Origin of the sequence: Methylotenera sp. N17, assembly GCF_000799155.1 — a bacterium.
Taxonomy (GTDB): domain Bacteria; phylum Pseudomonadota; class Gammaproteobacteria; order Burkholderiales; family Methylophilaceae; genus Methylophilus.
This window is the reverse complement of the sequence record NZ_JUGE01000001.1, coordinates 2,493,493-2,506,214: the sequence shown is the minus strand read 5'-3', so window position 1 is coordinate 2,506,214 and position 12,722 is coordinate 2,493,493. Positions and strand designations below refer to the sequence as shown.

At 47.2% G+C, this 12,722-nt stretch carries 8 protein-coding genes; 1 reads left to right on the top strand and 7 read right to left on the bottom strand.

Annotated features, from left to right (window positions below):
- Window positions 1-40 precede the first annotated feature (40 nt).
- The gene (locus FG11_RS11895; protein WP_052185037.1) at window positions 41-913 is read left to right on the top strand and encodes a DUF3034 family protein; all 873 of its coding nucleotides are present in this window, start codon (window positions 41-43) and stop codon (window positions 911-913) included.
- 8 nt (window positions 914-921) lie between these two features.
- Here the strand turns inward: FG11_RS11895 and FG11_RS11890 are convergent, their stop codons facing one another.
- From FG11_RS11890 to FG11_RS13320, 7 genes are all read right to left on the bottom strand, one after another.
- Entirely contained in the window at window positions 922-1,668 is a 747-nt protein-coding gene (locus tag FG11_RS11890) for a hypothetical protein (protein WP_047535296.1), read from the bottom strand.
- A gap of 95 nt (window positions 1,669-1,763) precedes the next feature.
- Window positions 1,764-2,861 (bottom strand): DegT/DnrJ/EryC1/StrS family aminotransferase, encoded by a 1,098-nt coding sequence (locus FG11_RS11885; protein ID WP_047535293.1) that lies wholly within the window; start codon window positions 2,859-2,861, stop codon window positions 1,764-1,766.
- Between the two features lie 29 nt (window positions 2,862-2,890).
- Entirely contained in the window at window positions 2,891-3,304 is a 414-nt protein-coding gene (locus FG11_RS11880) for a sugar 3,4-ketoisomerase (RefSeq protein ID WP_020183334.1), read from the bottom strand.
- Window positions 3,305-3,442: 138 nt separating this feature from the next.
- The gene (locus tag FG11_RS11875) at window positions 3,443-4,903 is read right to left on the bottom strand and encodes an FAD-binding protein (RefSeq protein ID WP_047535292.1); all 1,461 of its coding nucleotides are present in this window, start codon (window positions 4,901-4,903) and stop codon (window positions 3,443-3,445) included.
- Window positions 4,903-5,676, bottom strand: coding sequence for a class I SAM-dependent methyltransferase (locus FG11_RS11870; RefSeq protein WP_047535290.1), 774 nt, complete (start codon window positions 5,674-5,676; stop codon window positions 4,903-4,905). The genes FG11_RS11875 and FG11_RS11870 overlap by 1 nt, the downstream gene beginning before the upstream one ends.
- Window positions 5,673-6,611, bottom strand: coding sequence for a GNAT family N-acetyltransferase (locus FG11_RS11865; RefSeq protein ID WP_047535287.1), 939 nt, complete (start codon window positions 6,609-6,611; stop codon window positions 5,673-5,675). The genes FG11_RS11870 and FG11_RS11865 overlap by 4 nt, the downstream gene beginning before the upstream one ends.
- Entirely contained in the window at window positions 6,608-12,574 is a 5,967-nt protein-coding gene (locus FG11_RS13320) for a tetratricopeptide repeat protein (RefSeq protein ID WP_052185036.1), read from the bottom strand. The genes FG11_RS11865 and FG11_RS13320 overlap by 4 nt, the downstream gene beginning before the upstream one ends.
- Window positions 12,575-12,722 lie beyond the last annotated feature (148 nt).

Below are 12,722 nucleotides of genomic sequence, written 5' to 3'. Positions count from 1 at the left end.
ATTCACAATTGAAACATAGCATCGGTTTAGGATATTTGTCATGAGAATTTTTTATTTAACATCACCTGCATTCGTGCTGAGCTGCATACTTGGCTTAAGCGCATTGACTGCACATGCGGGCGATCGCTTACTGGCAACAGGTGGCGTATCGCAAATTGAAGGTGCAGGTGGCGGTGGTTTAACGCCTTGGGCGCTAATTGCGGGCTATGGTACCGATGACCAAATTGGCGGCTCCGCTTTTTATACCCATGCCAGAACACAAGATGCATTTGAATTGAATACCGGCGGTGTTGCGGTGGGGTTTTACAATCGCATCGAGCTCAGCGTGAGCCAAACCAAATTTGAACTAGGCAACACGATTCCGCATGAATCGATTCGCTTAAACACGCTGGGCATCAAGCTGCGTTTGTTTGGCGATGCTATTTATGAGCAAGATAGCTGGGTGCCGCAAGTGGCAGTAGGCGCGCTGATTAAACACAATGAAGATTTTGATTTTGTACCCCAGCTGATTGGGGCAAAAGATGCCACTGGCGTGGATTACTATTTAGCAGCGTCTAAACTGTATTTAGATGCACTGTTTGGTAGAAATATTATTTTAGGCGGTACGCTGATTGCCACCAAAGCCAATCAATTTGGCTTGCTAGGGTTTGGTGGCGACTTACGCGATGACTATCAAATCAAGCCCTCCTACTCTGCTGCCGTCATGCTTACAGATAACCTGCTGTTGGGCTTGGAGTACCGCTATAAACCCGATAATTTATCTGCATTCAATGAGAATGATGCCAAAGATGTGTTTGTGACTTGGTTTCCGCACAAGCGCCTATCTATCACAGCTGCGGCAGTGGATTTGGGCGATGTGGCTGACAAAACCAATCAGACGGCTTGGTATTTATCCGGGCAATTCAGCTACTAATGGCCTCATCATTTAACAATTAAGCCGCATGCTGAGTTAGCTTGGCTCTCTAAGCTGACGTAATGTTGACTGCTACCCGTAGCGACTGCATACGGATTCGATCTCACATAATCAATATAAGCCATTTGCCGCTCACTCACTTGCGCTGACAATTGATTTACACGACAGGCACAAGCTGCTGCAATCTCTTGACCCGCTTGTGCAACCAACTTTTCTGTACAACGATTGACACTTGCTTGCTGATAGGTAGCGCTCCATGGCGTTGCATTTTTTGTGCTGTCTGTGATGTTGGCTCGCGATTGTGTAATCAGCGAATACAACATTTCTACACTTGCACGCAACTGCCCTAAAGCTGAAGTTTGCAGCGTTTCTGTTGCCGGAATATGCAAGGTAGCAGGATCTACTTTGAACGTTGCTTCTATCTTGGTAGTTCTGGGTATCACATAGCCCTGCGCAGATAACATGATTTTTTTTGCAGGGTCGGCATCTAATATAGCGTTGGCTTCATCCAGATGTTGAGCCGGTACACTCAATGCCAACACGGCGGTGCATGAGTCTGCGCTTGCCTCGGTGACGTTGAATTTGACTTGCTGATCACTCACTGCATGAGCAAATGCAGGTGGAATACGGTTAAGCAAAAATGTCTGCTCGTTTTGAGCGAGCAAATTTAATTGAGAGGCACTTAAACAAGCGGCATCTGATAATTGCGATAAACCACTGAACAGTACTACCCAAATACTACGTTTGATACGCATTTATCAGCTCACTTATAAAGAATTGCGTATGTGACAAAGCCTATAGGTGCGAGTTCTATACGATTACAAAAACAGTAGGGGTGAAACGTGCTTATTTAAGCGAAAAAAGCGCGGACTGCAGCAATGGTAGTTTCTACTTCGGCATCTGATAGTTGAGGGCCGATAGGTAAGCTGAGTGTTTGCTGTGCATATTGCTCAGCCAAAGGGTAATTGGTTTGCGCCACTGGGCTATGTTGATATGCCTGTTGCTTATGTGGCGGTACTGGATAATGAATCAAGGTTTGTACGCCGTATTGTGTGAGATGTTGTTGTAAGGCATCGCGTTGCGCAGTCGCCACCACATATAAGTGCCACACTGGGTTTGCGCCGGTTGGTGTTATTGGTAATGTTAACGGCAAATCAGCCAATGCAGCTTGATACCGTGCGGCAATGGCTTGTCTGCGTGCATTCCATGCGTCTAAGTATTTCAACTTAACCGTTAATACGGCTGCTTGGATGGGATCTAAGCGACTGTTCACACCCAACTCATCGTTGTAATACTTGACTGCGGATCCGTAGTTACCTAATTGGCGGATACGTTTGGCTATAGCTGGGTTTTGTGTAGTCACCGCACCGCCATCACCCAAGGCACCTAAATTCTTACCTGGGTAAAAACTCCATGCCACTACATCGCCATGGCTACCAATGCGTTGGCCTTGAATTGCTGCACCATGTGCTTGTGCGGCATCTTCTACCACATACAAACCGTGTTGTTTTGCCAAGTCACAAATGGCTGGCATGTCTGCGGGCATGCCGTACAAGTGCACCGGCATAATGACTTTGGTACGGCTGGTAATATATGGCGCGATATCTGTGGCGGTAATAATATATTGTCCAGAGGCAGGCTCTACCGGGACAGGCGTGGCACCTACCGCGCTCACTGCCAGCCAAGTTGCAATAAAGGTGTGCGAAGGCACAATCACTTCATCGCCTGGCCCAATATCGAGCGCACGCAAAGCCAGAGTTAACGCATCTAGACCATTGCCTACGCCTACACAATGTTGCGTATGTGTGTATTGTGCAAAGGCAGCTTCAAAGGCTTCAACCTCGGGGCCGCCAATATACCAACCGGAGCGGCTGGCACGTAATACCGCTTCATCCAGCTCTTTGGCCAGCGCATGATAAGCGGCTTTTAAATCTAAAAAGGGAATCACTTCAGCAATATCTAATCATTAATACGGAATTAAGCAGCAGCCCAACGTGCACGCATAAAATCATCGTAATTACGGTAGTAGTCTTCTTCGCTGTATTTGTTAGAGGCTAGGCACATGAGCACGGAGCCGGAAGAGAAATTATCAATTTCGCGCCAAATCATCGGGCATACATATAAGCCGTAATAAGAGCGCGCTAAATGAAATTTGCGTTTGTTTTTGCCATCATCCAAGGTGATGTCAAAACTACCAGACATGGCGACAATAAATTGGTGCAAGCCTTTGTGCGCATGACCGCCACGTTCTGCGCCACCCGGCACATCGTAAACGTAATAGACACGCTGCATTTCAAACGGAATTTGCGAGCTGTTTTCCACAAAGGTTAAATTCCCATGTGGGTCATGAATTTTAGGCAATTCAATAATTCTGCAATCTTCTAGTGGCATAGGTACTCCATCTCAGCGTGTAACGCGCTTTCTCAACATATCAATAGGCTTTGGCTTATGTTTGCATCATGCCATACGTGCAAGCGCTACTTTTTAGTAATCAGAAGGCGTTTATCCCGTCAAATTTCGCTTTTGCATTTATGCACTTATGGCCAATGCTTGTTCAGAAATATCGACTGGCAAGATATGCTGTTTCGTCGCAGCATAATGCAGGCCTTGCACCACTTGGTCATTGAGTGAAGTGGCAAAGAAACCACTCGACATGGCCAGCAACGCAATCTCTGGGTAGTGCTGGATAATCGTGCGTTGGTCGTGCTCCCAAGCGTCACGTGCTGCAGCATCCGGCACCAAAAAGCCACCGGGAATACGTTTGATGGCGGCGATGACAGGTACGGTACCTGCTGCAATTAGTCCCATATGCGCTAACTCAGCCAATAGTTTCTCAATGATGAATGCATCATCGGTTGAATCACCATACAACTTACGGAAATAGTCGCTATTAAATTCAGCCGCGATATTCATAAAGTCGCCATGGTCTTCTGCACACGCCGTTTGGTTGGTGATGCGGTATAAGCTGCAATTCAAGTCCACCACATTGAGTAGCGTGTACACATTGCGGATATCGGCTTTTTTAATGCGGAAGAATGACACGGCAATGGCAGACTTTGTTTCCTGCACTGGTGTAGGTTGCAAGCCTAAGCATTTCAATAGCTGTGATGGCTGATAGGTCCATACCAAATCCGTTGCATTGAGTTCAGAGTCAGCACAACGCACTTGCCAGCCGGTTTCTGTTTTAGTCACTTGTTGCACGGCTTGCGTCACGTAATGAATGTTTTTGTGTGCCAGCACTTCTGCTTTTACTTGGGTCACAATCGCACCCACACTGCTTAATTTTGGATAATGGAATTTGGTAGGTGCCAAGTTCACTGGTTTACCTTGGTAGCTCTCCAACAGGGTTTCCGGATAAAACAAGGGCAACCATGCCACACGATGATAACGTGCCAGCATACGATCTGCCGTTACGCCTTGTGCTTTCAGCAAGTAAGGCGCAATGATTTTTTCATGCATGGTTTTGCCGTGGTTGGCGATGGAAGCCGTGGCGTAATCCAGCGTTTCATAAGCATCGCCATTCGATTTTTGACGCGCGTGAATAGAGGCTTCCGGCTGCGCTTGCTGTAATTCGGCAATACAATCTTTTGCAAAAGGAAACTGGCTAAAGCTGTTGTAAGCGTTACTCAAAATCACGTCGTCGTACACGGCGCCATCCACCATCATTTTGGGCATGCTGAATTGATTGAGCGTGCTGTACTTGAGTGCCCACTCATGCACGATATTTAAAAAGCGGCCCACATCGTTGCGTACCGTAGCATCGTAGGTTGCCAGCTCAGACCATTTGGCTTGATTCAGGTAGCCATCCAACTCAAACTTGACCAAACCGGCATCAAACATCACGCCATCAATCTGCAAACCAGCAAAGTAGCCACCCAATGGGCCACCCGGGTTCACCAGCGTCACTTGTTTGCCCTGCTCTGCCAGCTCTAATGCGGCAATCATGCCGGCCAATGCATTGCCTACAATTACTGTGTGGTTAGTCATCATTAGGATTCCTTACGTTGAAGGTTAATGTAAATTTCGGAGCCATTTTCCGGAAAATGCTTGGTTAATGCCCATAAGCCATCCAACATGGCTTGGTTGGCAAAACCGCTTTGCGCCAGCGTATGCATTTGTGCATGGGTAAACGGTTTCATAAAAAACGAGCCTTCTGACACCACTGTAAACCCAGTGAGGTCAGCCAATGTCTTGAGACTTTGTAAATCAAAAATACGGGGTTGTTTAAAGGTTTTTTGCAACTCTGAAAGCGCGTACAGTGTATCGATCAAGCCCATTTCTAAGGCCAATAGGCGGTGCATGGATTTGGCATTCGGCACATTCACGTGCACCAGCGTATGCGCAGAACACAGCGCTTTGGCACTGAGCATCAGCGCTTCTACATCGGGCACTTCGTGCAGTAAGCTACTGAGTAAAATCAAATCGTAATCACCTTGCAACTGCTCGGTAGCCTCTTCCAAAAAGTGCTGTACTATTTTTACCTTATTGTTTTGTTTTACCTTGTTGTTTTGCGCCACGTCTTGTCTGGCTTTTTCGGCAAACTCACTACCAGGCTCCACAATGCATAAATGCTCAAAGCTCTGCCAGCTATTGGCAATGGTATCCCAGCCGCAACCCACTTCTAAGATACGTTTGGGTTGATGTGTCTCTAATAACTCCAACAATAAGCGTTTGCGATACTGCGCTTGTATCACCTCAAAATTGCTGGCGGAATACGCGCTTTGGTATGCCTCGATCTCTTGTTGTTTGGTGGTCAAACTCATGCCAACTCCAATTCTAGCCATTGCAAAATAGTGGTTCTGCCGCCAAACATTTCTTTTTGTGCCGCTAAGCCTTCATTGAAAGATAAGCCGCGGTTACAGGTGGAAATGCCAAAATTAAAATAGGGTTTATGGGCAAAGGCGTCTGAAATCAAATGTTCCAGCAACGCATCCAACGCGCCAGTTTCGCGAGCCGCATCAGTCAGGCCAATGTATTGGGTATGGGTCACTTCGGCATAGTCGTACACCACTACGCCTGCTACCGGCTGGTCAGCAAGGTAAGCCAAATACAATTGAATTTGAGGAAAACGTGACGCCAACAGCTGCATTTCTTGCAAGCTGTGCGTAGGTTTTACCGCATGCCGGTCTTCCAGATTCTGTGTGAGCATTTGCCAAAAACTAGCGTAATCCTCACTTTTTTGTACGGTAATACCCGCTTTTTTGGCTTTGCCTATGGCGTGTTTTCTACCTTTGGCCAATGGCAAACGTACAGATTGCTGGATGGTGGTTGATACATCCACCCGCGTGGTTTTAGCACCTAGGCGGTGTAATGCGTATAAATCCTCTTCGCTAGGCACGCGGTGGTAAATATGCGGGACTGGTTTATAAATCAATTTACGCACACCGGCGGCAATGAGCCAATTTTTCAGTTGCTCGAAGATGGTTTTCACATCCGCCGCGCCAGTTTTATCCGCCAACATAAGTCCGCCAAATGTCAGCCCGCCGTGCGATACCACGGTATCGCCATCGCGACTGGCAGGCAGCATAGCGACCAACTGCCCTTCTTTTTCAATCATTAAAGAGGCATCAGTAAAGCGGTCTGCGTGGTAATCCATATAGCCGCGGTCGAACAAAAACGTACCGTTACGGCTGGCTTGGTTGAAACGATTCCAGGTCTCTAAGTCTTCGGGGCGGTAAGGTTTGAATGTAAAGCTCATGCAAATTGCCCTATCTGTTGTGCATGCAGCCAATCTTTGCATGCTAACAATTGTTGCCATAACGGCAAGAAATTTTGCTCAAATGCTGCACTGTCTGGCGCATGGGTATTAAACAGTTGGATAAAGCCCTGCATGTCTGCAGATTGCTGGAAACGTGCATTGACCGCACCTTGAATCAACTGCACTGACTGTTGCAATTGTTGCGCGCTGATTTTGCCTAGCTTGTAAGAAGCCAGCGCCAGCGCCACCCAAGCCACGGTGCCACACTTGAACACGGGTGAATCATAATTGACGGTGTTTTGTTGCGCATTTTGCCTAAAACCACCTAGGTAATTTTTAATCACGGCTACTTTAGTATGTAGCGAGATTTCCAATAGCAAACCCACATCGCCCAAACCGTAATAGGCAATGTCTTTCAGGCGAGAGCGTTTGTATAGTTGTACGGCATCGGCACTAAATACGGTATTCGAGAACTCACCTAACCAGTTATCGCATGTCGGCACCACGGATGCAAACAATTGGTCTGCGCCAATGAAATCAATTTGATTGGTACTTTGCTGTACAAAAGCGGGTACTGCGCTGGCGGCATAAGGCTGCCCTAGCTCATTGGTAAACCAGCGATAGCTAACCGATGCACCAATAGCCTCTTGCGTGTGCGCTTGCACATGCTCCGCATAAAACGTTGGGTACAAAATGTCATCATCAAACAAAATATGTACTAACTGGCTAGATTGTTGCCAGTGCTCTAGCAAATGCACCACGTTAGACATGGTGCCTTGCTTAGGCCCTGGAATAATGGTGATGTCTAATTTTTCTACGATATGCGCAAGTGCCGGGTCTGCAATCACTTGACTGACTTCGCCATTAGGACTGTCATCCGAAATAATGATTTGGCCAGCCGGGTAGCTTTGCGTGGCTAAACTGACTAGTAGCTGTGGAATAAACGCATGTTTATAAGCCGGGACTAAGGTCGCTAATATCGGTTTTGCTTGCCCGCCAGAAACGACATCATTTTGCGGTGGTTGTGCTTCTAACTGTGCAACAAATTCTGCGGCCAGTTGCTGTGCTGTCTCAGCACTTAATCCAAACTGCTGACCAATTTCTAAAGTCTTGACGGCTTTATCCACATTGCCTGCCAGCATCAATGCATCGACGTAGCTCACCCAATATTGCTCATGCGCCGGGTTTGCCGCAATCGCTAATTCAAATCTAGGAATAGCTTCTACTAAACGTTCAGTATGCGTTTCGATGATCGCCAGATGGTGATTGGCTTCCGCATGATGCGGTTGTACGTTTAATACTTCTTGATACAGCTGCTCTGCCATCACCAGATCACCAGCGTTTTGTTGCTCTATCGCCAAATCCAATACTTCTTGCAACGCATCGTGTAGCGATTGTGCTGGGTGGACGACATCGGTAAGACCTCTGTATTGCAATGCATCCAGCACGGCTTGCGGGTCTATCTTAAAATTAGAGTGGACAACATCGGCGTCCAATTGCGCCTCTAAGGTTTCACCCAAAATATACGTAAGTGTTTGCCCAATCGGCGAGGCCACATTGCCAAAGTACCAGTAGTTGGCATAGCGTGTGTCGTTCATCATCACCAAGACGTGCGCATCGGCCGGTGCCCACAACATATTCAAAATGGCTGCACCAGAGGCCGCCACAATATATTTGGCATTACTAAATGTGGTAACTTGCTCTAAAAACCCTAATGTACTAGGGTCAATACCCACAAAACCATTGGCGACCAATAATGCTTCTATTGCTTGTTCATTCACCAGCAAGCGTGCATTAATAGTATTGCCGCGTGTACGCCGAATGAATATTTTTTCTGCTTGAGTAGCGCGTAATTCAGTGCTCACTTTATCCAGCATGGCGTTGCGTAATGCCAATAAAGCAGCCGGATGATAAATCGCGCGGTCTGGTGCTGAAGTTATGTCTTTGCCCACCCCCTGAGACGCTTCGGGACGTTGAAACACCACATTGGCAATCGGGCTCAACCACATCGCTTGTGGAAAGTGATGCAATGAAAATGGCGCCACCATGATAAGTTGTTCAGGGCTGATGCCTAACAAATACAATGATTCCAATTGGCTTGGATAAGATTGTGCATCCACCAATATCTGGTATTGGCTGAGATCGACCCCTGCATTTTTCAATACGACGATCTGTGGCAAAAATTCGGTCAGCCAATGCGCATAATTAATAGCGCCATTGCCAATTAAACTAATCACTTTGCAATCATGGTCAACAAGCTCACCCAAGTTGGCATAACCCACTAAATTGATATCGGTACGCACACTGCAATAGCCCAAGCCTTGCTCTGCGGTTTCCCAAGTCTCTGGCGTAAAGTACTGCGGTTTGATGCACTTATCTTGCACAATTGGAAACGCGGCACTGCCAATCACTTTAAAGTTAGTGACTTCTGCCATATAAATGGGTGGGTGTTGCAACACGTGGGTAGACTGCACCAACGAATTGGGGCTAGGTTTACCAAATATAGGGATAATCTGCGTGGTGTATTCCGCCGCTGGGTAAAGCTGCGTTGCCTTGAATGCTTTCACCGTGTCATCCACGGTCGTCAATTCAAACGTGTGAATATCCAATGCTGCAGCCACATCATTGTCCGGCAAATCCTGCTCTTGCCATTTTTGTAAGTAGCCTTGGTAATGGCGTTGCCAAGATTCACTACCAAACGCACCGCCACTTTGATGGGTAAGTTGGATATGCCAAGTGCCTAAGGTCATGCCTGCATTGCGTGCGCTTCTGCAAAAATCTAAATCATAAAAATGGAAATCGAACTGCGTATCGAACGCGACTTGGTGTTTAGCTAACGTTGCTTTTTTGGTGGCAAAAAATACACCATCCATCAACTCGCAAGCTGCAGGGACCACTCCGTAATCTGAAACTTCACCATTGGTATGCTGACCATGCCCAACTTTACCGCTTAAGTATTTGCTGTCATCCCATACAAACTGGGTATTGATAAACGGCCATGCCGGCTGTTTGGGTAATCTACGTTTATTACCTGCCACGCCAATCACGTCAAACTGATTGAGCCCTGCCAGTACAGCATCCACAAAATCTGGCTGATCTAGCCAGACATCGTCATGCACAAATACCAATACGGCATCATCGTCCGCTTGTGCAATGCATGTGTTAAAAATCTCTGGTAGGCCACGGCTATTTTCATACGCCACACGTACAGCAATGCGGCTGTCATTGGCCATATGTGTTTTGAGTGATTGCCCAAGCGCTGACGCTTGCCAAAATGCTTGTTCTGTCATGCGCGTTGCGCTGATCACTTCCACAGTAAGCTGTACATTAGAAGTAAGTGCTTGCTTATTATCTTGTGCAGCTGCGCTAGCCACATGACTAATCTGTGCAGATTTTGCCAACTGCGGCGCTTTGCTCTCCCACATGCCACGCAGTAGTGTCTCCATCTGGTGGGCAAAACGTTGGCCATCCATGAGAGGGGAACGCTGCACCTGCGCCCTCAACCCTGCTCGAAGTTGAGTTAATTTGCTGGTATCGTTTGCAAGGTGTAATGCTTGCTGTACATACTGCGCTGGCGTGTTCACCACCCAATCCACCAAACCTGCCGCGCTCATCATGCTCGCGCCTTGTCTGGCAATTAAAGTACTGCCCGCTAATGTCAGTGTAGGCACACCCATCCACAAAGCCTCACACGTGGTGGTGCCACCGGTGAATGGAAAGCTATCGAGCACCATATCAACATCCGCATAACCGGCCAAATAGTCTTGGCGACTCACTTTACCCAGTAAAGTCACGCGTGCTGGTGCAATGCCACATTGTTGTAAGCGTTTGTGCACGGCAGCCACAATGTGCGCATCGGCAAATGATTTGGATTGCCAACGCAGTTTGGCCGTAGGCAAGGCTTGCATTATCTCTGCCCACACTTTTAATACGTCGTCACTCACTTTCGTCATGTTTTGAAAACAACCAAAGGTGGTATAGCCATTGTGCAATGCTGGCAATACTGCCACTTCTGGCGCTTGTTCCGGGGCGGTAAAACACATACGCGTATCCGGCAAGTATTGAATCGTTTCCGTAAACTGGGCTTGATGTTCGGTGGGTACACCCACTGCGTCCACCAGCACATAATCCATGGCTTCAATGCCTGTGGTGGCCCAATACCCTAGCCAACTGGCTTGCACTGGTGCTGGTTGCCAAGCAAATAATGGCAATTTATTACCGCCGGTATGGCCAGATAAATCCAATAAAATATGCAATTGATCGGCATGAATCATGGCTGCAGCTGCTTGATCATTGTGACCAGCCAACGATTGCCAATGTGCAAAATGCGGTCTGAGTGTGGCGGTAGTGGCATCTTCACGCCCATCCGTAGAATAGGCAAACAACTCGATTTTGTTGGGGTCTACATGGGCTAGCCACGCTTTTAAAAAGTAGGCCACAGGGTGTTGGCGCAAATCGCCCGATACCAAGCCCACCCGTAAACGCTGGTCTTGCGCACTGACATTCCATTGTGCATAAGGGGTATGTGCCAGCGATTTAGTTAGCTGACCATACTGATGCGCAATTTCTAGACGCGCTTCTGGCATAAAGTCATCACTGTACGTCATGGCAAACAACAAGTTGTCATGTCCACTCACATTGTTTGGCGCAATCGCTAATACGCGCTGCGTGCTGGCAATGGCTTCTGCAATCATGCCTTGATCGAGATAAATATTGCCTAAATTCAAATAGGCATCGGCATAATGAGGGTCTTTACTAATCGCTTTTTTCAAGCATGCCTCTGCCTGGCTAAGCTTGCCTAACAGCTTGAGCGTCACACTATAATTACTCAGCGTTCTTGCATCATTCGGTTGAAATTTTAAAGCTTGTTCAAAGGCTTGTTCGGCTTCCACATTGACCATTTTGGCTTGTAGAATGAGGCCTAAATTATTCCAAGCATCACCCAGCTTTGGCGCTAAATCCAATGCCTTACGCACCGCTTCCTCAGCCTCTGCATAACGCCCTTGGTTCATCATCACTACACCCATATTGTTGAGTGTTTCTGCGGTAGGTGGCTCTAAACTCAAGGCCTTGATATAGCAATGTTCTGCGGCTTGCACTTGGCCGGTTTCTTTGTACAACATGCCTAAATTCTTATAGGCAGGTAAATAGCTTTCATCGATGGCAATGGCTTGTAAATAGGCTTGTTCCGCTTCGTCATTACGTTCTAATGCTTTGAGCACAATGCCCAAGTTATTATGCGCACCGACATGGGCTGGATTACAACGGATGGCCGTGCGGTAATGTTGCTCAGCTAGCGCTAGTTCACCCAGCGCCTTGTAGGCAGCGCCTAAATTGAGGTGAATCGACGCATTGTCAGCATCGGCATACAGTGCTTTTTCATATTGTTTAATGGCTTCTTTGTGCTTGCTCTGCTCTTGCAGCACCACACCAAAATTAAAATGCATGTGTACATGTTGCGGCGCTAAGTGAAACGCTTTGCGGTAATTGGCTTCTGCCAACGCCCATTGTTTGAGTTCTTTTTGCACATCGGCCAAGTTAAACAGTGCCTGTACAAATTGTGGTGCCAGCTTGATGGCCTTTTGATAATAACTTTGTGCGCTTTGCAATTTACGGAGATCGTATAAGCAATTGGCATAGTTGTATTGTGCTTCTGGGTCTTTAGGCAACAATTCCGCTGCATGTTTCAAGGCTTGCTCGGCAGCCTCTAATTGCGACACTTGTTGATATATCACCCCTAATATTTTCCAGGCCATGCCATGCTTGGGATATTCTTGTGTCAGCGCTAACGCCAAGGTTTGCGCTTCTGCCTGCGCGCCTTGATTAAAGTGCTGAATGAGCTGATTCAATACCACAGGAGAAGGTATACCTTTTGATTTGCCTGCAACAGCCATCGGCTGATTTGTCAGCGTGTGTGGCGTCATCGTATTGGATGTCATGGGTTGCTCTTGTGTGGTAATCATCAACAGCCTTGCTTATGGTTAGTTTTGTGGTTAGCAAATGGCAGGCAAACCTGCGCTTATAGCATTATCAAAAAACTTGAGGGTAAATCATTGATGAATAAGAGGGATAAAACGCGCTCAATTTAACGTTACCTCATGCCACACAAAG

What these genes read in the sequence shown, in the direction of transcription:
- FG11_RS11895 (WP_052185037.1), top strand. Translation starts at nt 41, where the DNA reads ATGAGAATTTTTTATTTAACATCACCTGCATTCGTGCTGAGCTGCATA.
- FG11_RS11890 (WP_047535296.1), bottom strand. Translation starts at nt 1,668, where the DNA reads ATGCGTATCAAACGTAGTATTTGGGTAGTACTGTTCAGTGGTTTATCG.
- FG11_RS11880 (WP_020183334.1), bottom strand. Translation starts at nt 3,304, where the DNA reads ATGCCACTAGAAGATTGCAGAATTATTGAATTGCCTAAAATTCATGAC.
- FG11_RS11875 (WP_047535292.1), bottom strand. Translation starts at nt 4,903, where the DNA reads ATGATGACTAACCACACAGTAATTGTAGGCAATGCATTGGCCGGCATG.
- FG11_RS11870 (WP_047535290.1), bottom strand. Translation starts at nt 5,676, where the DNA reads ATGAGTTTGACCACCAAACAACAAGAGATCGAGGCATACCAAAGCGCG.
- FG11_RS11865 (WP_047535287.1), bottom strand. Translation starts at nt 6,611, where the DNA reads ATGAGCTTTACATTCAAACCTTACCGCCCCGAAGACTTAGAGACCTGG.
- FG11_RS13320 (WP_052185036.1), bottom strand. Translation starts at nt 12,574, where the DNA reads ATGATTACCACACAAGAGCAACCCATGACATCCAATACGATGACGCCA.